Source organism: Streptomyces sp. WMMC940 (genome assembly GCF_027460265.1).
GTDB lineage: Bacteria > Actinomycetota > Actinomycetes > Streptomycetales > Streptomycetaceae > Streptomyces.
In genome coordinates this window covers 665435-687703 of sequence record NZ_JAPZBC010000001.1, presented here as the reverse complement: position 1 = coordinate 687703, position 22269 = coordinate 665435, and the positions used below count along the sequence as shown (strand labels likewise).

The window sequence follows — 22269 nt, the reverse complement described above, 5'->3', positions numbered from 1 at the left end:
GCCCCCGCCGGACGGCACCGGGAGCGGTCCGTCCGGCGGGGGGAGCGGCCTCAGCGCGTGGCGACCATACGGGCGAAGACGACGACGTTCCCGTCGTAGCCGGTGCCGCGCGAGTAGCCGCCGCCGCAGGTGATCACCCGCAGTTCGGGGGTGCCGGTGTCGCCGTAGACCCGTGCGCCCGGGAAGTTGTTCTTGGAGAACACCTCGACGCCGTACACCTCGAACACGGCCACCCGGCCGTCGTAGCGGGTCACCTCGACGTGCTGGCCCTTCTGCATCGAACCGAGCCCGTAGAACACGGCGGGCCCACCGGCGTTGTCGACATGGCCGACGACCACGGCGGTGCCCTGCTGGCCGGGGGCGATGCCGTTCTGGTACCAACCGGCGAGGTTGGGGTCCTGTGCAGGCGGGGCCTCGATCCAGCCGTTGGTGTCGAGCCCCACGTCGATGATGGGCGCGTCGACGCCGACGGATCGGATGGCGATCCGCGAGGCCGGGGCGTACGGTAGCGGCTCGACCGTGCCGGGCAGCGGAATGGAGTCCTGGTTGGCGCGTACGTCGTCCAGCGAAGCCGCGACGGCGGGCTGGGGCGGCCCCATACCGACGTCGACGCCGTTCCGCACCAGGGCGAGTCCTGTGAGCATGACAAGGGCCAGTACGCCCCAAGGGGAGCGTCTCCTCGGATCCGACCCCGTGAACTCCTGCCGGCGCATGGTTCTCCCATCTCATCGTCTGCCCGCACGCTAAGCACATGGGGGAGAAGCCGCGACCTGAGAGGGGCGAACGGGTGGTACGGCCAGTCGGGGTGACCCATACGAGTAGACAGTCGGTCAAATTCTCTGACGGTCCGTGACCTGCGACTCCGTCAGATCCGGGCTGCTCGCCCCGGCGTGTCGATCACCGGGGTGGACGAGTCCCGAAATGCGACGGATGTGCAAGCCGGTGAGGGTTTCGTCATGGAGGGCGTTCTCGTCGAAATCTCCGGAGCACCGTTCCGGGGCGCACCTCCGATGGAGGTTCAACCATGCGTGCTTCACGCGCTGTCGCGGTGGCGATCACCGCGTGTGCGGCCATGGGCGCCACTTCTCCCGTGGTCGCCGCCACCGCCACCGGAGGTGGCAACGGTCCGGCCAACGTCCGTCTCTCCCCGTCCGAGGTCCACCAGGGCTCGACGCTGACCATCCTGGTCGACGGCTGCCACCGCGGCGGCACGGTGTCGTCCAACGCCTTCCCCGCCGCCAACCTCAGCGCCCACCGCGGAGGGTTCTACGGCCCGAGTGGCAAGCGGGCGGGGGACGAGGGCAACGCGAACGGCTTCGGCCAGGACCAGAACGGCAACGGCAACGGGAACGCGAACGGCAACGGGAACGCGAACGGCTTCGGTCAGGACCAGAACGGCAACGGGAACGGCAACGCCAGCGGCCGGGATCAGGGCGGTAACAACAACGGCCGTAACGACCAGTGGGGTAACAACAACGGCCGCAATGATCAGGGCGGTAACAACAACGGCCGCAATGATCAGGGCGGCAACAACAACGGCCGTAACGACCAGGGCGGTAACAACAACGGCCGTAACGATCAGGGCGGCAACAACAACGGCCGCAACAACAACAACAACGGCCGCAATGATCAGGGCGGTAACAACAACGGCCGCAATGATCAGGGTGGCAACAACAACGGCCGCAACAACAACAACGGCCGCAACGACCAGGGCGGCAACAACAACGGCCGCGGCAACGAAGGCCGCAACGACAACCGCCGGAACGACAACGGCCGCAATGACAACCGTCGCAACGACCGCGATCGCTTCGACAACTTCCGGGGCGGGGAGGGTGTCGCCGTCGCGACGGCCCGCATCTTCGACCGTGCGACCCCGGGCCAGTACAACCTGGCCGTCCGGTGCCACGACAGCAACCGGATCGCGACACGCACCTTCATCGTGCTCTCGGGCCGCGGTGCCCAGGGTGGTCTCGGTGGCTCGCAGGGCCCTTCCAGCACCGAGATGGCCGTGGGCGGAGGTCTCGTCGCCACGGCGGCCGTCGGTGGCGCGGTCTACCTCTTCCGGCGTCGCCGCGGCATGAGCGGCGGAGAGGCCTGAAGGGCCGAACCTCCCGGTCGGCCTTCACCGCCCGTCGCCCCGAGTCCTGAACCAGGATGACTCGGGGCGACGGGCGGTGCGGGCACGGAACGGAACAGGTGCCGGCAGCGAGAAGGTCAGTGCAGCCGGCCGCCCGAGCGGCGGCGCACCACGTAGACGACGCCACCGGACGCTGCCAGGACGAGCACGACGCCGGCCGCGATCTCCGCCGCGTTCATACCGCCGATGCTGCCGCCCAGACCGCCCTTGACGCCCTGGGGCTGGGGTGCGGCCGTGCTGGTGGAGCGAATGGTGGGCGTGACCGCCGCGCCACTGCCGCCGGAGATGGTGAGGTCCGTGGTGCCGGTCTGGTTGTTGCACGTGAACTGGACCGAGTACACGGCACCGCGCCGTGCGTCCAGGTCGACCCTCGCCGTGCCGGTCTGGCGGGGAGGGATGGTCACGGTGTCGAACACGCCCGACGAGGCCGTGGCCGTGGTGCTGCAGCCGGACACGCCCAGCGTGACGGTGCCGCCCGGGGCGACGGTCGAGGGGGTGACGGCGAACGAGAACGGCTGCTTGCGGACGCTGCCGCCGGCGCCGTCGGCGGTGTCGGCCGCCGCGGTGGGAAGGGTCAGGGCGAGGGTGGCCGCTCCCATGAGAGCGGCGGACGCGACGGGTATCGCGCGCATGGCAATCCTCCGGGTCCCCGAGGAGCAGTTGCGGAAGGGTTTCCACAAGGGCAGGGAATGCACCTCGATGACCGAAACGCTAGAAGTGCGCCTTCACCCCCGCGATCTCAGACGGGCGAATGGGGCACGCTTGTCCCCCGGGTGGCGCACCGGCGGTTTCCCCGGCTTGCGCCACCCGGAGATGTCGTGCTCAGCCGAGGACGTGCGGGAAGAGTTCGGTGAACGGTCCGGGAGCGGCCGAGAGACCCCGTCCGAACGGCGCGTCGAAATCCCAGATCAGGAAGAGCAGGAAGGCGATCAGCGCGCTGAAGAGGCCGGCCAGCAGCAGTTCCCTGAAGGTGCGGCGGATCTGCAGGGTGAAGATCAGGCCGACGGTGACCACGGCTCCCGCGACCAGGCCGAACCACACCACGCCGGGCATCGTGGCCTCGGCGCCCTGTCCCCGGGCCCCACGGGCGTCGTCGACCGCCGCCACCTGGTCGACGAGGGGCTGGTACGCCTGGCCCTCGTGGTCGTTCCTGGGTACGTAGTCCGTCACGTCCCTGCGCACCTGTTCGAGAAGCCGGGTGCCTTCCACCGTCAGCTCGCCCTTCTCGACCATGTGGCGCCACTCCGTGTTCACGACGTGCGAGACATAGGTGTCGACGCTGTCCCGGATCCGGGTGCGCGCCTCGACCGGGTAGACCTCGGCGCGCGCACTCACCTCGTGCAGTGCCTGGGCCTCCTGGCGTACCGAGTCCTCCGCGGCGCCGCGCGCCTCCCAGACACCCGCGATGGCCAGGCCGAGGACGATCGCGTAGACCACACCGATCATCATCGTCATGTACTCGATGACGTCCGGGGTCTCCGACGGATCGTCGTCGTCACCGACCCGCCGCTGGTTGATGACGGTGATGGCGAGGACGACCGCACACGCCGCGGCCATGGCGAGGGACAGTACGACCCACTCCGACAAGTGAACCTCCGGGGGCTAGCGGGATCGGGGGCGAAGGAACGCCGCGGCGAGCACGGCGGGGGCGGTGACCAGGAGCGTGAGGGAGACCAGCGACGGCCCGCCCCGTGGCTCCTCGCGTTGGGGCCTGCGGTAGTGGGGGAGGGCCACCGGGGTCGGCCGCGGCGGCGCGGGGCGGGCCTTCGGGGGCGGGGAAGGCGGTGGTGGCGGTGGTGGCGGTGGGGGAGCGGGCTCGATCCGGAGCGGCGCGGGTGCCGGTGGCGGTGGTGGCGGCGGAGGTGGTGGCGGCGGTGGCGGTGGCGGAGGTGGTGGCGGTGGCGGAGGTGGTGGCGGTGGTGGCGGTGGTGGAGGCGGCGGTTCGGGAACGGGGACCGGGCCCGCCGTGCAGTGGGCGCCGCCGGCGATCGCGACGGAGGAGTCCGGCCCGTTCGGCCCGCCGGGGCCGATCGAGGCGTACGAGCAGGAGTCGGCCGCGGCGGGCAGCGGGGCCGTCAGCAGCCAGGTGAGTGCGGCGGCCGACAGCAGCCGCGCGACGAGCGATCCGTACACGCCGGTGAGCATGATCCACGCGAGGGCCGGACACGCCCCAACGGGGAACGATTCGCCTGATGGTGGGGATGTCCCGGGAACGTGTTTGCCGCCCTGCGGAGATTTTTTCCGCCGGCCGTTGAACACACCCCGCCTCACCGCGCGTACCTAGGGCCATGAACGGCGCACCAAGGGCGCCACAACGGACACCGGGCTACGGGAGTTGACATGAAGACCTGGCGGAACGCCTCGCTCGCGGTGACCGCGGCGGCCGTACTCGCGCTGACGACGGCGTGCGGTCAGGAGACGGAGGCGCAGCCGAACGGCCAGGCCGTCGGAGCCGTCAACCCCGCCGGGCAGCCGGCCGCCAACAGCGGATACGGAGCCGGGTACGGTGACGGTGCGGACGCGGGCGCCGCGGACGCCAAGCCGAGGACGGCGGGCCAACTCGCCGTGTGGGAGAGCAAGAAGCTCGGCGAGGTGCTCACCGACAGCGACGGCCTGACCCTCTACCGCTTCGACAAGGACTCCGTCGACCCGGTGACGTCCAACTGCAACGGCGACTGCGCCAAGGCATGGCCGGTGGTGGCCGCGGGCGATGTCACTCCGGCCCCCGGCACCGACGCCTCGCTGATCGGCTCGGTCACCCGTGCCGACGGTACCAAGCAGCTCACCGTCGGCGGCTGGCCGATGTACCGCTACGCGAAGGACAAGAAGCCCGGCGACGCCAACGGACAGGGAGTCGGCGGCACCTGGTTCGCCTCGGCGCCCGACGGGAAGAAGGCGGCGCTCGGTGGAGGCGGTGGCGAGGAGGCCGGCGGCGGCGCGGTGGCCGGCGGCGGATCCGGGGACCTCGCCGGTCTTTCCGTCCGCAAGGACCCGAAGCTCGGCGAGATCGTCGTCGACAAGAACGGAATGACTGTCTACCGCTTCACGAAGGACTCGGCCTGGCCGATGAAGACCGCCTGCACGGGCGCCTGTCTGGAGAAGTGGCCGGTCGTCGCGCCCGTCGACAAGAACGACACCGAAGGCATTCTGAAGAAGGGCTTCGTCACCTTCGACCGTCCCGACGGAATCAAGCAGCAGACCATCGACTGCTGGCCGATCTACACCTTCGCGGGCGACAAGAAGCCCGGCGACACCAACGGCCAGGGAGTGGGCGGCACCTGGTTCGCCGTGTCGCCCCAGGGCAAGCCGGTCGGAGCGCCCAAGTAGGTCCCCACGCAGCGCCTCCGGCCACCGGCCCGCCGCCACGCCCCCCGCGTGCGGCGGGTCGGCTGTTTGCGGTGGTTCCTGCCAGCACGTGCCGGTGGCGTGTGACCAAGAACGGACCGTTAATTTCCGTTTCTGCTCGCTCTCTTGGCGGGCGATCAGTAGCCTCGGCTCGAACACCGGCCGCGCGAATGGCCGTTAATCCCCGTGGCGACTTGTTGGAGACATCAATGGAGCGTCCCGCCTGGGCCCCGCCGGGCATCGACATCTCGGTGCCGAGCGTGTCCCGCATTTACGACTACTACCTGGGCGGCTCGCACAACTTCGAGGTCGACCGTGAAGCCGCCCGGAAGGCCATGCAGTTCCTGCCGGGCCTCCCCAAGATCATGCAGGCGAACCGGGCATTCATGCGCCGAGCCGTACGTTACGCCGTGAGCGAGGGTGTCAACCAGTTCCTGGACATCGGCTCCGGCATACCGACGTTCGGCAACACCCACGAGGTCGCTCAGAAGGCCGACCCCGAGGCGCGGGTGGTGTACGTCGACCACGACCCGGTCGCCGTCGCCCACAGCCGGGCGGTGCTGGAGGGGAACGAGCGGGCCGGGATCGTCCAGGCCGATCTGCGCAAGCCGGCCGACATCCTCGCGGACCCCGAGACCACCCGACTGCTGGATCTCGAACGGCCCGTGGCCCTGCTGCTCGTCGCCGTCCTCCACTTCCTGGAGGACTCCGACGAGCCGCAGCTGTCCGTCGCCGCTCTGCGGGACGCGCTCGCCCCCGGCAGCCTCGTCGTCGTCACCCACGCCTCGTACGAGGGCATCCCGCTGCCCAAGGAGCAGGCGGGCGGCGCCGTCGGGGTCTACAAGGACATCCGCAACCCGCTGGTGATGCGTTCGCGGGAGGAGATCGCCCGGTTCTTCGACGGGTTCGAGACGGTCGAGCCCGGACTGGTGTCGATGCCGGACTGGCGGCCCGAGACACCGGACGCCCAGGAGGACCCATACGCGTTCTCCGGTTACGCAGGGGTGGGGCGCAAGGCGTGATGACGCCGTCGCAGGCAGCGGGCTCGGCGGCGGGCCCGGACGACCTGGAGGACAGGCTCAGACGGTTCGCGACCATCTGGAGCCGGGCGATCTTCCCGGTCACCGCCACGTCGCTGACCCGTCCCGAGTTCGAGGGGCATCTGCTGCCGCTGGCGCGGCGGTTGAGCGAGGCACTGCACACCCGCCCGTTCGACCCCGCCGCCGCCCACCGGGTCGGCGCCGCCCTCGTCGACGCCCATTGCACGGACCCGGACGCCCTCAGCCGTACGCTCGGCGTCGTCGACGCCTACCTGGTCCTGTACTGCGGGAACGACCAGGAGTCCGCCGACGACAGCCGGGCCCGCTGCGCCAGACTGCAGCACGCCCTCGCCGCCGGGTACGCCCTCGCGCTGCGGGAGCGCACCCTCACCGAGCAGGAGGCCATAGCCCGGTCGGCACTGGCGGCACGCAGCGTGGCCATGGAGGCCCTGCACGCCACCGAGACGCGCTTCCGCGCCGTGTTCGAGGACGCGGCGATCGGCATCGGCATCGCCGACCTGGACGGCAACGTCCTGGAGGTCAACGACACGCTCACCCGGATGTTCGGCGGACTGGAACACCACGTCCGCGGACGCAAGGTCAACGAATGGGCTCACCCGGAGGACCGCCCGCAGACCTGGAACATGTACGAAGAGCTCGTACGCGGCGAACGCGAGCACTACCGCGTCGAGAAGCCCTTCTACCGCAACGACGGCACGGTGCTCTGGACGAACCTCACCGTCTCGCTGCTACGGGACGCCGACGGCTTGCCCCAGTACCAACTGGCGCTGATGGAGGACACCACCGAACGGCGGCTGCTGAACCTCCGGCTGCGCTACGAGGCGACGCACGACGCGCTCACCGGGCTGCCCAACCGGACCCTGTTCTTCGAGCGACTGGAGAAGGCGCTGGCGGCCGACGACGGGGCCCGCTTCGGACTCTGCTACCTCGACCTCGACGGCTTCAAGGCGATCAACGACAGCCTCGGCCACTCGGCCGGCGACCGGCTGCTCGTCGAGGTAGCCGACCGGCTGCAGAGCTGCGCCACGGCCCCCGGGGAGATGGTGGCCAGACTCGGCGGCGACGAGTTCGTCGCGCTGACGACCGGCCGGGAGCCCCAGTGCGAGGCGAGCGAGCTCGCCGCCCGGATCCTCGCCGCACTGGCCGCGCCCGTCACCCTCGAAGGCCGGGAGATCAGCGTCCGGGGGAGCATCGGGATCGTCGAGGGACCGGCCGGGGAGCGTACCTCGGCGGAGGTGCTGCGCAGTGCGGACATCACCATGTACCGGGCCAAGTCCGCGGGCGGGAACCGCTTCGAGCTCGCCGACCCGGAGGCGGACGCTCGCGCGATCACCCGGCACGGACTCACCACGGCGCTCCCCGCGGCCCTGGAGCGGGGCGAGTTCTTCATCGAGTACCAGCCGCTGGTGCACCTCGGCGACGGCCGGGTGCACGGCGCGGAGGCGCTGGTGCGCTGGTCGCACCCGCAGCACGGGGTCCTCGGGCCGGACCACTTCATCCCGCTCGCCGAACACACCGGGCTGATCGTGCCGCTCGGCCGGTGGGTCCTGCAGGAGGCCGTGCGGCAGGCGCGCTTCTGGCACGAGCAGGCCGAACCGGGCTGTTCGGCACCGCCGTTGCGGATCAACGTCAATCTGTCCCCGACCCAGCTGCACCACCCGGGTCTGGTCGCCGACACCGTGGACGTACTGGAACGCTCGGGCCTGCCGCCCGGCGCGCTCTGCCTGGAGGTCACCGAGTCCGCGCTGATCGGAGCCGACGAGGACCTGCTCAAGCCGCTGCGGCAACTCGCGGAGATGGGCGTCGACATCGCGCTCGACGACTTCGGCACGGGCTACTCGAACCTGGCCAATCTGCGGCGGCTCCCGGTGAGCGTGCTGAAGCTGGACCGCTCCTTCACCCAGGGCATGCAGCAGCACCCGGCGGATCCGGTGGACCGGAAGATCGTCGAGGGCATCGTCGCTCTGGCCCACAGCCTGGAGCTGGCGGTGACGGTCGAAGGCGTCGAGACCGGCGTCCAGGCCGAGCAACTGCGCGAGCTGGGCTGCGACACGGCGCAGGGCTGGTACTACGCTCGGCCGGGCCCGCCGGACCGGCTGCACACGCTGTCGCTCGCGGACGCGGTGTAGCCGTTGCCGCGCCGGACCGCCGCGGAACCCCGACGGGCGGCGCGCGAGGGGCGGCCTCGGGAGCCGGGAGCGGGAAGGATCAGGCGTCGAAACGGCCGCGGGAGGCTTCGATGTGCCCGAGGTACCGGTGGGTCCAGTCGCACATCGTGTCAACGGTCTGCCGCAGGGCCAGCCCCGGCTCGGTGAGGCTGTACTCGACCCGCGGCGGCACGGTGGGGTGCACCTTGCGGTCGGCCAGGCCGTTGCGCTCCAGCATGCGCAGGTTCTGGGTGAGCATCTTGTGGCTGATGCCCTCCACCTCGCCGCGCAGTTCGCTGAAGCGCAGCGTGCGCTCACCCAGAGCCTCGATGATCAGGAGCGCCCACTTGTTGGCGACGTCCGCGAATATCTCCCGCGCCAGGGAGTCCGCGCGCCGGAGGTCCGCTTCGTCGGGCGAACCCGAGAACTGCTTGGTAACCATCAGGTTCCCCAGTCACTGAAAAGTGCGTTCTTCCATGTCAGGGGCCAGTCTCCTACGGTTACCGAGTAACCACAAGAGACCGAGGACGCCCTGTCCGGTGGACCCGGGCCAGGGCGTCCTCGTGAGCCAGGACAAGGAGGCGGGCAGCATGGCCGTCAGTTTGGTGAACCCCGGCGGACTGCCGGAGATCGACGCCTACCGTCAGGTGTCGGTCGCATCCGGCTCGAGGCTTGTCTTCGTCGCCGGCCAGGTCGCCTGGGACTCCGAGGGGGTCACGGTCGGGGAAGGCGACCTCGCCGGCCAGGTCGAGCAGTGCTACCTCAACGTCGGCACCGCCCTCGCCGGGGTCGGTGCCTCCTTCGACGACGTGGCGAAGCTGACCGTGTACGTCGTCGACTGGACCCCCGACAAGATGCCGCTGCTCATGGAAGGCATCGCCCGGGCGGCCGCGAAGCTCGGGGTCACCCCTGTGCCGCCGGCCACCCTGCTGGGCGTCGCGGCCCTGGACGTCCCCGAGCACCTGGTCGAGATCGAGGCCACCGCGATGCTCGACTGAGCAGCGGCAGCGGGGTGAGGAGGGGAGCCGGAACCCGAACCGGTACCCCGCCCCTCACGCGTCGGTGCCCGGCTCCTGCGGAGCGGCCGCCCGCGTCCTCAGGAGCAGGCGCTGGAGTTCACGGGCGGCACGCGGCGGTGCGACGTCGCTGCGGTGGGCCAGCGCGATCGTACGGCGCAGGCCGGGGCGGGCGAGGGCGGTGACCCGGAGGTCGCGGCCCGCGTGTGCCGCGACCATGCGGGGGACGACCGCCAGGCCGAGCCCGGCCCGTACGAAGCCGAGCACCGCGTCCATCTCCCCGCCCTCCACCGTGAACGCCGGCTCGAAGCCCTCCGCGCGGCATGCCGCCACCGTGAGCTCGCGCAGGTCGTAGCCGTGCCGGAACATCACGAGCGGCTCGCCCTGGAGGTCCGCGATCCGCACCGGACGGCGCGGCGCCGGGGACGCCGCCGAGGAGACCACCACCAGGTCCTCCTGAAGCAGCTCCACCGTCGTCAGCGCAGGGGAGGGAGTCGGCAGCGGCAGCACCACCAGCGCCAGATCGAGCGCGCCGCGGGCGAGCTGCCGTACGAGGTCGTGCGAGCCGCCCTCCTCGATCAGCAGCTCGATCCCCGGGTGGAGATCGTGGAAGGCCCGGAGCACGTCCGGGAGCAGACCCGTGCACACGCTCGGCGTCGCCCCCAGGCGCACCCGCCCCCGGCGCAGCTGTGCCAGCTCCTGCACCTCGTGCCGGGCGGTGTCCGCGTCGGCGAGGATCCGCCGGGCCAGCGGCAGCAGCGCCTCGCCCGCGTCGGTGAGGGCGATGTTGCCGCGCGCCCGGCTGAACAGCTCCGCCCCCAGCTCCTTCTCCAGCGCCCGGATCTGCTGCGACAACGAGGGCTGGGAGACGTGCACCCGCTCCGCGGCCCGGGTGAAGTGCCGGGTCTCCGCGACGGCCACGAAGTACTGGAGCTGCTGGAACTGCATCCACCCACGATAGACCCTGCCTATCGAGATCAGCCGGACCATGTCTTGGACCTCTGGGGTCTCGACGCCTAGCGTCTGTGTCCATGGCACTGGCAACGCGGACGGACCGACGGCCGTCCATGACGCGCACGCTCTGGGGATCGACCCTCGGCAAGAAGACCGTGATGGCGGTGACCGGCCTGGTCATGCTCGGCTATCTGGTCGTCCACATGCTGGGCAATCTCAAGATCTTCTTCGGCTCCGACGAGTTCAACGGCTACGCCCACTGGCTGCGCACGCTCGGTGAGCCGTTCCTCCACTACGAGTGGGCGCTCTGGATCGTCCGTCTCGTGCTCCTCGCGGCCGTCGTACTGCACGGCGTGTCGGCGTACCAGCTCAGCCGGCGGGACATCCGCGCCCGCCCGAGCAAGTACGTCCACAAGCGCCGGCGCGCGAGCTACGCCACCCGCACCATGCGCTGGGGCGGAATCATCCTCGGGCTGTTCGTCGTCTGGCACCTGCTGGACCTGACCACGCTCACCGTCAACGAGAACGCCCAGCCGGGCAGGCCCTACGAGAACGTCGTCGCGACCTTCTCCACCCCCTACGGCAACGCCGTCTACCTCACCGCGATGCTCGCCCTCGGCCTGCACGTCCGCCACGGGTTCTGGAGCGCGGCCCAGACCCTCGGGGCGGGCAGCGCACGCCGCGACCGCGCGCTCAAGGCCGCGGCCAACGGCCTCGCCCTGGTGCTGACGGTGGGCTTCGCCTCGGTACCCGTCGCCGTCATGACCGGAGTCGTGAACTGACATGAGTTACCCGAACTACGAGACCGGCGCCCCGATCGCCGACACCAAGGCGCCCGACGGCCCCATGGCCGACCGCTGGGACCGGCGCCGCTTCGGGGCGAAGCTGGTCAACCCGGCCAACCGCCGCAAGCACACCGTGATCGTGGTCGGCACGGGACTCGCCGGCGGCTCGGCCGGCGCGACCCTCGCCGAACAGGGCTACCAGGTGGTCCAGTTCTGCTACCAGGACTCCCCGCGCCGCGCCCACTCCATCGCCGCCCAGGGCGGCATCAACGCGGCCAAGAACTACCGCAACGACGGCGACTCCGTCCACCGCCTCTTCTACGACACCGTCAAGGGCGGTGACTTCCGGGCGCGGGAGTCCAACGTCCACCGCCTCGCGCAGATCTCCGTCGAGATCATCGACCAGTGCGTCGCCCAGGGCGTGCCCTTCGCCCGGGAGTACGGCGGTCTCCTCGACACCCGCTCCTTCGGCGGCGTCCAGGTCTCCCGGACGTTCTACGCCCGCGGCCAGACGGGCCAGCAGCTGCTGCTCGGCGCCTACCAGGCGCTGTCCCGGCAGATCGCGGCGGGCAACGTCGAGATGCACCCGCGCACCGAGATGCTGGACCTGATCGTCGTCGACGGGCGGGCCCGCGGCATCGTGGCCCGCGACCTGATCACGGGCCGGATCGACGCGTACTTCGCCGACGCCGTAGTCCTGGCCACCGGCGGCTACGGCAACGTCTTCTACCTGTCGACGAACGCGATGAACTCCAACGCCACCGCCGTGTGGCGGGCCCACCGGCGCGGCGCGTACTTCGCCAACCCCTGCTTCACCCAGATCCACCCCACCTGCATCCCGCGCACCGGCGACCACCAGTCCAAGCTGACGCTGATGAGCGAGTCGCTGCGCAACGACGGCCGGATCTGGGTGCCGAAGGCCAGGGGCGACACCCGCCCCGCGGGCGAGATCCCCGAGGACGAGCGCGACTACTACCTCGAGCGCATCTATCCGTCCTTCGGCAACCTCGTCCCGCGCGACATCGCCTCGCGCGCGGCGAAGAACGTCTGCGACGAGGGCCGTGGCGTCGGACCCGGCGGCCAGGGCGTGTACCTCGACTTCGCCGACGCGATCCGCCGCATGGGCCGGGCCGAGGTCGAGGAGAAGTACGGCAACCTCTTCGACATGTACGAGCGGATCACCGCGGAGAACCCGTACGAGGTGCCGATGCGGATCTATCCGGCCGTGCACTACACGATGGGCGGTCTGTGGGTGGACTACGACCTCCAGACCTCCGTACCGGGCCTGTTCGCGATCGGGGAGGCCAACTTCTCGGACCACGGCGCCAACCGGCTCGGTGCCTCCGCGCTGATGCAGGGCCTCGCCGACGGCTACTTCGTCCTGCCGTCGACCATCAACGACTACCTGGCCCGCCGTCCGCACACGGAGGCCGTCGACGCGGCGCACCCGGCGGTCGCGGAGGTGCTCGCCGAGACCGAGGACCGGCTGGACCTGCTGCTCTCCGTCGACGGGGACCGCACGCCGGACTCGTTCCACCGCGAGATCGGCGAGCTGATGTGGGAGTTCTGCGGTATGGCCCGCACCGACGCCGGGCTGCGCAAGGCCCTCGACCGGATCCCGCGGATACGCGAGGAGTTCTGGCGCCGGATCAAGGTGCCCGGCACCGGAGAGGAGTTCAACCAGTCGCTGGAGAAGGCGAACCGCGTCGTCGACTACCTGGAACTGGCCGAGCTGATGTGCCTCGACGCACTGCACCGGTCGGAGTCCTGCGGCGGCCACTTCCGGGAGGAGTCCCAGACCGCGGACGGCGAGGCCGAGCGCAGGGACGAGGAGTTCTCCTACGCCGCCGCCTGGGAGTTCACCGGTACCGGCGCCGCGCCCGTCCTGCACAAGGAAGACCTCGTCTTCGAGTACGTCCACCCCACCCAGCGGAGCTACGCATGAAGCTCAGACTGCGCGTCTGGCGCCAGAAGAACGCCGACGCACCCGGCGCCATGGTCACCTACGAGGTCGACGGCATCTCCCGGGACATGTCGTTCCTGGAGATGCTCGACACCCTCAACGAGGAACTCATCCTGCGCGGGGAGGAGCCGGTCGCCTTCGACCACGACTGCCGCGAGGGCATCTGCGGGGCCTGCTCGCTGGTCATCAACGGCGACGCGCACGGCCCGGAACGCACCACCACCTGCCAGCTCCACATGCGCTCGTTCGAGGACGGCGACACGATCGACGTCGAGCCCTGGCGCGCCTCCGCCTTCCCGGTGGTGAAGGACCTGGTCGTGGACCGTTCGGCCTTCGACCGGATCATCCAGGCCGGCGGCTACGTCTCCGTCCCGACCGGCTCGGCGCCGGAGGCGCACGCCACGCCGGTCCCCAAGGCCGACGCCGACTCCGCCTTCGAGCACGCCGAGTGCATCGGCTGCGGGGCGTGTGTGGCGGCGTGCCCCAACGGCTCGGCGATGCTCTTCACCTCGGCGAAGGTCAACCACCTCAATGTGCTGCCGCAGGGCGCGCCGGAACGCGAGACCCGGGTCCTCGACATGGTCGCGGCCATGGACGACGAGGGCTTCGGCGGCTGCACCCTCGCCGGCGAGTGCGCGACGGCCTGCCCGAAGGGCATCCCGCTCCCGTCGATCACCGCGATGAACCGCGAGTGGCTGCGCGCCACGCGCAAGGTGAAGCGGTAGGGAACGGGCCGCCGCCTGCACCGGGGCGTGGACCGACGGGCCGCACCGCGGTCTGCGGGGCGGCGCCGGCGGGGCGCGCGGACGGCAGACGACCGGGGCGGCGGATCACCGCTCCGGTGCGGCTCCGCCCGGCGGGGTACCAGGCGCGCGGGGCGCGGGTCAGTCCGTGAAGGACCCGTGGCGGCCCGCGCCCTTCGCGAAGCGGTTCGCGCCCGACCGGGTCTCGCCGGCGGTCAGGGGCACGAGACCGTGCCGGTACTCGCCGGCGAGCGCCTCGGCTTCGGGCCGGCCGTGCTGTTCGAGCGCGGACAGTCGGTCGTGGCGCAGGCACAGCTGGGGGAACGCGGCGATCTCGTGGGCGAGCCGCTCGGCGGCGCGCCGGGACTCCCCACGTGGGACGAGCCGGTTGGCGAGTCCCATGTCGTGGGCCTCGGCAGCCGGCACGGGACGACCGGTGAGGATCAGGTCCATGGCACGGCTCTCCCCGATGAGCCGCGGGAGCCGCACCGTGCCGCCGTCGATCAGCGGAACGCCCCAGCGGCGGCAGAACACCCCGAAGACCGCGTCCTGTTCGGCCACGCGCAGATCGCACCAGAGGGCGAGCTCCAGGCCGCCGGCCACGGCGTGGCCGGAGACCGCGGCGATCACGGGCTTGCTCAGCCGCATCCGGGTCGGGCCCATCGGGCCGTCGCCGTCGGCGGCGACCGTGTTGCCGCGTTCGCCGCCGACGGCCTTGAGGTCGGCGCCGGCGCAGAACGTGCCGCCCTCGCCCCACAGCACGGCGACCGCGGCGTCATCGTCGGCCTCGAACCGCCGGAAGGCGTCGGCCAGCAGTGCCGCCGTAGGGCCGTCCACGGCGTTGCGCACCTCGGGGCGGCTCAGGACGACGGTGAGGACGGGGCCGTCGCGCTCGATCCGTACCGCCTGGGTGTCACCCATCGTTCGTCCTCCCGTTGATGTGCCCGCCCGGTCCGGTCGAGGATCCTCCTCGGGCGCCCGGCAGCGGCACAACCCCCGGGAGCGGCCGAGGTGCTTGCATGGGGATATTCAGGCCAGTGATCTTGGCATATTTTCCGGACAGTTTTTGCCTGTGACGCCGGGCACGTCGGATGGTCACATCGTGAAGATCTTTCACGCGATCGTCATATTCGGCCGCGGTTCTTGCGTCCAGAGGGTGTGCGAATGCCGCAAACAGCAAGATCAACGCTGTTCAACCCTGCACTGTGTGTGGCGACTTGTCCGTATGGCGGCCAACCCGTCCGTCTCGACTACTGCCCGGCGCCGGCGGGCCTGTAGGCATGGTCGCGGCGCTTCCGGCCCGACCACCGGAACCGCCGTTCCACCACATCCACTTGGGGGTAACGCATGTCCGGAATCACCCGCCGCCAGGCGCTGGGCGTCGCCGCCGGCGCCGCCGCCGGCCTCGCCGCGGCCGGCGCCGCGCACGCCGCGGTGCAGCCGGCCGAACCACGGCCGCAGGGCGCCACCGCCGCGCCGGGCTCGTTCGACGAGGTCTACAAGGGTCGCCGTATACAAGGAGGTCCCACGCACGACGGCGGTCACGGGGGAGGGCATCACGGCGGTCACGGCGCCGGCTACACCGTCCGCATAGACGGCGAGGAGCTCCACGTCATGCGGAACGCGGACGGCACCTGGATCAGTGTGATCAACCACTACGAGCCGAGGGCGACCCCGAAGGCTCTGGCCCGCGCGGCCGTCACGGAACTCCAGGGCGCCGCCCTCGTCCCGCTCGCCCTCGGCTGAACCGGAGCACCACCGCCATGACCGTACGCAAGAACCAGGCCCAGCTCACCGCCGACGAGAAGCGTCGTTTCGTCAACGCCCTCCTCGCCCTCAAGCGGAACGGGCAGTACGACTCCTTCGTCACCACGCACAACGCCTTCATCATGAGCGACACGGACAACGGAGACCGCGTGGGTCACCGCTCGCCGTCGTTCCTCCCGTGGCACCGCAGATTCCTCATCCAGTTCGAGCAGGCCCTGCAGTCCGTCGACCCGTCCGTGGCGCTCCCTTACTGGGACTGGACGGCCGACCGCACCACCGCCTCCTCGTTGTGGGCCGCCGACTTCCTCGGCGGCACCGGCCGCGCCCGCGACGGACAGGTCATGGACGGCCCCTTCGCGGCCGCGTCCGGCGGCTGGGCCGTCAACGTCCGCGTCGACGGCCGTAACTTCCTCCGTCGCGCACTGGGCTCGGGCGGCCGTCAGCTGCCGACGAAGGCGGAGGTCGACTCCGTCCTGGCCATGTCCACCTACGACGCCCCGCCGTGGAACAGCTCCTCGGACGGCTTCCGCAACCACCTGGAGGGCTGGCGCGGCGTCAATCTGCACAACCGCGTCCATGTGTGGGTCGGCGGCCAGATGGCGACCGGTGTCTCCCCGAACGACCCGGTGTTCTGGCTCCACCACGCCTTCATCGACAGGCTCTGGTCCGAGTGGCAGCGGCGCCACCCCGACTCCCCCTACCTGCCCGCCGCCGGCACTCCGAACGTCGTGGACCTCCGGGACACCATGCGCCCGTGGAACGACGTGACTCCGGCGGACATGCTCGACCACCGGCCGTACTACACGTACGACACGGCCGCCTGACACCGGTCGCCGGGCCCGGTTCCGGCGTGACGCTGCCGTGGCGCCGGCCGGTGACGGCCCGTCACCGGCCGGCGCGTGAAACCCGGAGCGTCCGGCACATCGGGCGGGGTCGCCCTGCCGGGCCCCGGACGGGCGGCGATCGCGCCCCGCGGACCCGGCCCGCGCCGGCCGGCAAGAGCACCCGGCCCGTGCCGGCCGGCAAGAGCACCTCGCCCGCGCCGGCCGGGAACAGGCCCCTTCGGCGCCGGGAGCGCCGCCATTGCGCTATCGGCGCCCGAGCCAGTCCCCGTAGTACGTCGGGCCCAGGTCGGAGTCCTCCGGTGGGACGAGCACGTCTCCCGCCACCAGGGCGAACGAACCGGCCTGGTCGTCGGTGACCACGGTGCGGCCGTCGGGCCGCGCGGCCAGAGTGATCCGTCCCAGCTCGTCCAGGGGGAACACCTCGGGGCCGCCGACGTTGCGGATGCCCTGCAACGGGGCGCCGGAGGCGGCGCCCACGACCGCCGCGGACACATCGGAGGCGGCGATCGGCTGCAGGGGGGTTCGTGGCAGCCGGACGACATCGCCCTCGGTCGTCCAGGACATGATCGGTTCGACGAACTCGAAGAACTGTGTCACCCGCACGATGGAGTACGGGGTGCGCCCGCTCGCGACGACGTTCTCCTGCGCGGTCTTGGCCCGGTAGTAGTCGAGTTGGGGCACCCGGTCCACGCCGACGATCGAGAGAATCACCAGGTGGCGTACACCTGCCTCCTCGGCCGCGGCCCCGACGGCGTTCGCTGAGGTCTCGAAGAAGTCGATGGAGGAGGCGTCGAACACGGGGGAGTTCGTCAGGTTGATCACCACGTCGGAGCCGGAGAAGGCCTCCCGCAGGCCCTTGCCGCTGACCACGTCGACCCCGGTGGAGCGCGTGGCGGGTACGACGTCGTGCCCGGCCGCCGTCAGTCGCTCGACCGATCGGGAGCCGATCAGCCCGCTTGCCCCCAGGACTGTGAACTTCATGGCGCACCTTTCGTCGGCCGCTCGTGTTCCCGGGGCGTCACGGGGGCAACGGCTCGAAGCGGCCTGCCTGTTGTGGGCCGGCCGACCCCTCGCCGGCCGAGTGGACGCCCGGCGCCGGGCGTCAGGAGCCGCGCCCGCCGGCTGCCCTCGCCGCTCACGGCGCCTGTCGGAGCCCCATCGCGCGGTGCGCGTCCGGAGTCCGAGCGGCTCCCGACCGGAGCCGTCATCCGTGACCACGGTACGCCCGACCGCGTGACGGCCGCAGTGCGGACAGCGGGGCCGGAGCGCACCGATGACCGGCGGCAGCCGTCGCGCGGAGCCGGGCCGGGGCGAGGGCGGATCCGGCGACCGGGAGACGAGGGGTGGCAGGTGCGCGGGCGGAGTAGGCTGACGTGGTACGCCTGTCCGCCTCGGCGCGCCGCGCCGGACCGCGGTCGGCGGTTGCCCGATCCACGCGACGAGACGACATCCGGGCCGGATCGGCCGAGGCCGTTGTGTGTGGCGCGGCCACCCGTGGCACGACGATCGGCCCTCCGTGCCGGCACGCCCACACGGAGGTGGCGTGATGGCGAACGACGAGCCGGTGGCCGGAGCCCCGGCGAACCAGGGACATCGATCCGAGGCATGGAAGACCGCGGTCACCGTGGTCCAGGAGGCGAAACCGCCTTCCGTCCCCGAGGGTGCGCACGTCATGACCCTGCAGGTCGAGTTTCCTCCCGGGGACCCCGGCACACCGCCCCACCGGCACTTCGGACCTGCCTTCGGCTATGTGGTGGAGGGCGAGATGGTCTTCGAGCTGGAGGGGGAGCCCGAGAGGGTGGTCCGGGCGGGGGAGGCGTTCTGGGAGCCGGGCGGTGACGTGATCCACTACCAGGACGGCAACCATCGTGACGACGTACCGGTCCGGTTCGTCGTCACGATGATGTGCGTGCCCGGCAAGCCCATGCTCGTCCTCGTCGAGGACGAGGAACTGGAGCGGCGCAAGGGCAGGCGGGCTCCCGGACCGTCCTGACGGCCGGCGGCGTGCGGGTGGGCCGTACCCTTGGGGCCCGTGACGCAGCAGACGCAGACGAATCGGGCCGGCAGGCCGCTCGCGGTGTTCGACCTGGACGGGACCCTCGCGGAAACCGGCCACCGGCAGCACTTCCTGGAGCGCAGGCCGCGCGACTGGGCCGGCTTCTTCGCCGCGGCACCCGACGACGCACCGCTCGCGGAGGGGCTGCGACTGGTCGCGGAGGCCGTGGGGGAGTGCGAGGTGGGGTACCTCACCGGCCGTCCCGAGCGCTGCCGGGCGGACACCGTGGAGTGGCTGGAGCGCCACGGCCTGCCCCTCGGCCGCGTCTGGATGCGGCGCGACCACGACCGCCGCCCGGCGCGTACGACCAAGCTGGAGGTCCTGCGGCGCCTCGGGCGCACCCGGGAGATCCGGATGCTCGTCGACGACGACGAACTCGTCTGCGACGCGGCGGAACGCGCGGGCTTCCGCGTCGTCCGAGCCCGCTGGGCCACGACCTCCACGGCGATGCGGGCGGCCCAGCAGACGCAGGGCCGTACCTGACGGAGGGTCGCACCCGAGACGTACAGGAGGCGTATCTGGCGGAGAGCGGCCGCACACGCTCCTCGCGCGCCCGGGCGGTCGTCCGCCCGACCGCGCCGGGACCGGCACCGGCGCACATCGCGCCCTCGCCCGGCCCACGTGGTGCGTGTCACACAACCGGGTTTCCGGTCGCTGCGGGCTCGTGGATCCATGAGGGCCCGTGCGGCCGGTCGGGTGACGGTGTCAGCCCGCGCCCTCCGCGTCCTCGATCCGGAACCCGACCTTCAGGCCGACCTGAAAGTGCTCGATCTCGCCGTTCTCGATGTTGCCGCGCACCTGCGTGACCTCGAACCAGTCGAGGCCGCGCAGTGTCTGCCCGGCTCGGGCGATGCCGTTCCGGATGGCCTGATCGACGCCCTCGTGCGAAGTGCCGACGATCTCGGTGACCCGGTAGGTGTGGTGGGACATGAGGGCCGTTCTCCTCTCAGCCGTGTCGCTGGCTCCACTCCACCGTGCCCCAGCCCGTCCGGCTCCGCGAGACATCGGGCTTGACCCCCGAACTTGGTCCAGACCAAAATTCCCACCACGCGCAACCACCGCGAATTCCGTTCGTTCCCCCCACGTCGTGTTCACTTCCCCGTGCCCTCACGCAAAAGGTGACCTACGTGATGAACCGTTTCTTGGCCGGTGCCGTCGCCGTCGTGTCCGCAACCGCCCTCACGGGCTGCGGGCTTCTCCCGGGCGGTGGTTCCGGCGACCGTACGGTCACCGTCTGGCTGATGAAGGACAGCGTCTCCGACGACTTCCTCGAGCGATTCGTGACCGAGTTCGAGCAGACCCACCCCGGCGTCCGGCTGGACGTCACCTTCCAGGAGTGGACCGGCATCGGGAAGAAGGTCCTCGCGGCGCTGGAGAGCGAGGACGCCCCCGACGTCATCGAGGTCGGCAACACCCAGGTCGCCCAGTACGCCGAGAGCGAGGGGCTCCTCGATCTCACCCTGGAGTCCGTCCGCGACCTCGGCGGCGAGGACTGGCTGCCGGGGCTCGCCGAGCCCGGCCGGGTCCACGGTACGCAGTACGGCATCCCCTGGTACGCGGCCAACCGCGTCGTCGTCTACAACAAGGACCTCTTCGAGGAAGCCGGGATCAGCCGTCCTCCCAAGACCCGCGCGGAGTGGCTCGAGGACACCGAGAGGCTCAACACCGGGGGAAGGCAGGGCATATACCTCTCCGGACAGGACTGGTACACCCTTGCCGGCTTCGTCTGGGACGAGGGCGGCGACCTCGCCGTCGACCGGGGCGGCGTCTGGCAGGGCACCCTGCACGAGCCCGCCGCCGTCCGCGGGATGACCTTCTACAAGAAGCTCCAGGCCCTCGGGGACGGGCCCGAGAACGCCGACGAGATGACCCCGCCGCAGACCGGGGTCTTCGCCGAGGGCGACGTCGCCCAGATCATCGCCACCCCCTCCGCCGCCGCCCTCGCCGTGAAGGAGAACCCGGCGCTCGAGGGCAGGCTCGGCTTCTTCCCCGTCCCCGGGAAGTCCGCCGGGAAGCCCGGTGCCGTGTTCACCGGCGGCTCGGACCTGATCATCCCCGAGAAGGCAGGGGAGCGCGCCGCCGCGATCGAGGTGGTCAAGGCGCTGGCAGGGGAACGCTGGCAGACCGATCTCGCGAGGACCATGAGCTACGTGCCCAACAAGACCGGCCTCGCCTCCGTCATCGAGGGCCAGGAGGGCACCGCCGCGATGGCCGCCGGTGCCGCGCAGGGCCGGGCCACGCCGAACTCGCCGCAGTGGGCCGAGGTCGAGGAGGACAACCCGATCAAGCCGTACATGACCGCCGTGCTGGGTGGCGCCGAACCCGCCACCGCGGGCCGGGCCGCCTCCGAACGGATCACCGAAGCCCTCGCCGGCAGCTGAGCCGGCGGGACGGAACACCCGCCGGCCGAGCCCGCCGCACGGTGCGCCCGGTGCCTTCCGGGTCCGGTTCACCCAGGGAGGGAGCCATCGGCGGGACCCGGGGGCCGCCTCTCGGACCGCCCGGGGTCCTTGCCGTGGCGCCCCTCGCGCTCCACGGCGCCGTCCCGTTGGGCGGCGAGGCCGCGCCGCGGGCGCACCGCCTTGGGCGGCACGTCCACCGGGGGACGGGCGTGTGTCCCCCGGACGGAGTACGCGATTCCTCCGTCGCACGGGCCACTCAGCGGACCACGGCCACAGGCGGCGCTTCCTAGTGTGGAGATCACCGGTCGGACCCACCTGGGGACAAGACCCGGTGGGCCCGCCGCACCACGAGAAGGGAAGATCGCTATGAACGTCATCGCCAGGTCCGCACTGGCCACCGCTGCCGCAGGCGTGCTCACCCTCGGAGGCGCGGCCGTCGCCAGTGCACAGGCGAAGACGGCAGCGCCCACGGGCGCCGTTGCCTCGGATGTCGCTGTGGCTCCGTTGCCTGAGCTGAGGGCTGGTGCCTCGGATGTCGCTGTGGCTCCGTTGCCTGAGCTGAGGGCTGGTGCCGGGGATGTCGCTGTGGCTCCGTTGCCTGAGCTGAAGGCTGGTGCCTCGGACGCGGCTGTGGCCTCGCTGCCTGAGCTGAAGGTCAACGCCCCGGACGGCGCGGTCGCGTCCGCACCGGAGTCCGTCGCCGAGGCGTTCCCCGCGGCCGAACGTGCCAAGGTGTGACGCGAAGCGGCCATCCCGCCGCAGTGTGGCCGGACCGTGCAGCAGCGGTCCGGCCACCCGCCCTGCACGGACCGCCGTGAGCGGGACCGTCACAGCAAGGCGGATCTGCTGGTCGAGCACCGCTGACGGAACAGGACCGGTGCCCTCGCCCGCTTCCTCGTCGCCCGCCCTCCCCGCCCCGTACGGGGACGCCCGGCATTCAGACGGCGCACATCCCCGCTCCGCACCGCCGTCATGTCGAATCCAGCCGGTCACGGAATTAGTTAGGGGCCGGGCCGCCTCAGGCGCGGTCCGGCCCATCCGTTCCGGC

Annotated in this window: 22 protein-coding genes; 14 read left to right on the top strand and 8 right to left on the bottom strand. The window is 71.3% G+C overall.

What is annotated here, in order from left to right; all coding sequences use genetic code 11:
- Positions 1–50: 50 nt before the first annotated feature.
- Positions 51–644 carry a class F sortase gene (locus O7595_RS03190; protein ID WP_443071554.1) on the bottom strand — a complete coding sequence of 198 codons (594 nt, stop codon included), beginning with the start codon at positions 642–644 and terminating at the stop codon, positions 51–53.
- A gap of 380 nt (positions 645–1024) precedes the next feature.
- Here O7595_RS03190 and O7595_RS33795 point away from each other — a divergent pair, with 380 nt between their 5' ends.
- Positions 1025–2098, top strand: coding sequence for a hypothetical protein (locus tag O7595_RS33795; RefSeq protein ID WP_443071553.1), 1074 nt, complete (start codon positions 1025–1027; stop codon positions 2096–2098).
- A gap of 116 nt (positions 2099–2214) precedes the next feature.
- Here O7595_RS33795 and O7595_RS03180 read toward each other — a convergent pair whose 3' ends face one another.
- On the bottom strand, positions 2215–2769 hold the full coding sequence (locus O7595_RS03180) for a hypothetical protein (RefSeq protein WP_269727194.1): 555 nt from the start codon (positions 2767–2769) through the stop codon (positions 2215–2217).
- 190 nt (positions 2770–2959) lie between these two features.
- Complete coding sequence (locus tag O7595_RS03175; protein ID WP_269727193.1) at positions 2960–3724, bottom strand: bestrophin-like domain; 765 nt, start codon at positions 3722–3724, stop codon at positions 2960–2962.
- A gap of 753 nt (positions 3725–4477) precedes the next feature.
- Here O7595_RS03175 and O7595_RS03170 point away from each other — a divergent pair.
- The 3 genes from O7595_RS03170 (at position 4478) to O7595_RS03160 (ending at position 8672) form a co-directional block, all read left to right on the top strand.
- Positions 4478–5464, top strand: a complete 987-nt coding sequence (locus O7595_RS03170) for an SCO0930 family lipoprotein (protein WP_269727192.1) — start codon at positions 4478–4480, stop codon at positions 5462–5464.
- 227 nt (positions 5465–5691) lie between these two features.
- Positions 5692–6504 (top strand): SAM-dependent methyltransferase, encoded by an 813-nt coding sequence (locus O7595_RS03165; protein ID WP_269727191.1) that lies wholly within the window; start codon positions 5692–5694, stop codon positions 6502–6504.
- On the top strand, positions 6504–8672 hold the full coding sequence (locus tag O7595_RS03160; protein WP_443071552.1) for a putative bifunctional diguanylate cyclase/phosphodiesterase: 2169 nt from the start codon (positions 6504–6506) through the stop codon (positions 8670–8672). The genes O7595_RS03165 and O7595_RS03160 overlap by 1 nt, the downstream gene beginning before the upstream one ends.
- Positions 8673–8751: 79 nt before the next feature.
- Here the strand turns inward: O7595_RS03160 and O7595_RS03155 are convergent, their stop codons facing one another.
- Entirely contained in the window at positions 8752–9132 is a 381-nt protein-coding gene (locus O7595_RS03155) for a winged helix-turn-helix transcriptional regulator (RefSeq protein WP_269727189.1), read from the bottom strand.
- 148 nt (positions 9133–9280) lie between these two features.
- On the opposite strand from O7595_RS03155, the gene O7595_RS03150 reads away from it, so the two are divergent.
- A complete protein-coding gene (locus O7595_RS03150; protein WP_269727188.1) occupies positions 9281–9688 on the top strand; it encodes a RidA family protein in 408 nt (135 codons plus the stop codon).
- Between the two features lie 54 nt (positions 9689–9742).
- On the opposite strand, the gene O7595_RS03145 is transcribed toward O7595_RS03150, so the two are convergent.
- Positions 9743–10654 carry a LysR family transcriptional regulator gene (locus O7595_RS03145; RefSeq protein ID WP_269727187.1) on the bottom strand — a complete coding sequence of 304 codons (912 nt, stop codon included), beginning with the start codon at positions 10652–10654 and terminating at the stop codon, positions 9743–9745.
- An 83-nt stretch (positions 10655–10737) separates the two neighbouring features.
- Between O7595_RS03145 and O7595_RS03140 the strand changes: the two genes are divergently transcribed.
- The 3 genes from O7595_RS03140 to O7595_RS03130 are packed head-to-tail and all read left to right on the top strand — an operon-like array spanning position 10738 to position 14133.
- Entirely contained in the window at positions 10738–11442 is a 705-nt protein-coding gene (locus O7595_RS03140) for a succinate dehydrogenase (protein WP_269727186.1), read from the top strand.
- 1 nt (position 11443) lies between these two features.
- A complete protein-coding gene (locus O7595_RS03135; RefSeq protein ID WP_269727185.1) occupies positions 11444–13390 on the top strand; it encodes a fumarate reductase/succinate dehydrogenase flavoprotein subunit in 1947 nt (648 codons plus the stop codon).
- On the top strand, positions 13387–14133 hold the full coding sequence (locus tag O7595_RS03130) for a succinate dehydrogenase/fumarate reductase iron-sulfur subunit (protein WP_269727183.1): 747 nt from the start codon (positions 13387–13389) through the stop codon (positions 14131–14133). Before O7595_RS03135 ends, O7595_RS03130 begins: the two co-directional genes overlap by 4 nt.
- Before the next feature lie 159 nt (positions 14134–14292).
- Here the strand turns inward: O7595_RS03130 and O7595_RS03125 are convergent, their stop codons facing one another.
- Entirely contained in the window at positions 14293–15072 is a 780-nt protein-coding gene (locus O7595_RS03125) for a crotonase/enoyl-CoA hydratase family protein (RefSeq protein WP_269727182.1), read from the bottom strand.
- Positions 15073–15498: 426 nt separating this feature from the next.
- Here O7595_RS03125 and melC1 point away from each other — a divergent pair, with 426 nt between their 5' ends.
- Both melC1 and melC2 read left to right on the top strand, forming a co-directional pair.
- Positions 15499–15897 carry an apotyrosinase chaperone MelC1 gene (melC1, locus tag O7595_RS03120; protein ID WP_269727181.1) on the top strand — a complete coding sequence of 133 codons (399 nt, stop codon included), beginning with the start codon at positions 15499–15501 and terminating at the stop codon, positions 15895–15897.
- 17 nt (positions 15898–15914) lie between these two features.
- Positions 15915–16742: a tyrosinase MelC2 gene (gene melC2, locus O7595_RS03115; RefSeq protein ID WP_269727180.1), complete on the top strand. Its 828-nt coding sequence runs from the start codon at positions 15915–15917 to the stop codon at positions 16740–16742.
- 264 nt (positions 16743–17006) lie between these two features.
- Here melC2 and O7595_RS03110 read toward each other — a convergent pair whose 3' ends face one another.
- Complete coding sequence (locus O7595_RS03110; RefSeq protein WP_269727179.1) at positions 17007–17744, bottom strand: SDR family oxidoreductase; 738 nt, start codon at positions 17742–17744, stop codon at positions 17007–17009.
- A 565-nt stretch (positions 17745–18309) separates the two neighbouring features.
- On the opposite strand from O7595_RS03110, the gene O7595_RS03105 reads away from it, so the two are divergent.
- Both O7595_RS03105 and O7595_RS03100 read left to right on the top strand, forming a co-directional pair.
- Entirely contained in the window at positions 18310–18756 is a 447-nt protein-coding gene (locus tag O7595_RS03105) for a cupin domain-containing protein (protein WP_269727178.1), read from the top strand.
- A 39-nt stretch (positions 18757–18795) separates the two neighbouring features.
- Positions 18796–19302, top strand: a complete 507-nt coding sequence (locus tag O7595_RS03100) for a phosphatase domain-containing protein (RefSeq protein WP_443071551.1) — start codon at positions 18796–18798, stop codon at positions 19300–19302.
- Positions 19303–19524: 222 nt separating this feature from the next.
- Here the strand turns inward: O7595_RS03100 and O7595_RS03095 are convergent, their stop codons facing one another.
- Positions 19525–19749, bottom strand: coding sequence for a dodecin (locus O7595_RS03095; protein ID WP_269727176.1), 225 nt, complete (start codon positions 19747–19749; stop codon positions 19525–19527).
- 197 nt (positions 19750–19946) lie between these two features.
- Between O7595_RS03095 and O7595_RS03090 the strand changes: the two genes are divergently transcribed.
- Both O7595_RS03090 and O7595_RS03085 read left to right on the top strand, forming a co-directional pair.
- Positions 19947–21200, top strand: coding sequence for an extracellular solute-binding protein (locus tag O7595_RS03090; protein ID WP_269727175.1), 1254 nt, complete (start codon positions 19947–19949; stop codon positions 21198–21200).
- A 606-nt stretch (positions 21201–21806) separates the two neighbouring features.
- On the top strand, positions 21807–21959 hold the full coding sequence (locus tag O7595_RS03085) for a hypothetical protein (RefSeq protein ID WP_269727174.1): 153 nt from the start codon (positions 21807–21809) through the stop codon (positions 21957–21959).
- Positions 21960–22269: the final 310 nt, after the last annotated feature.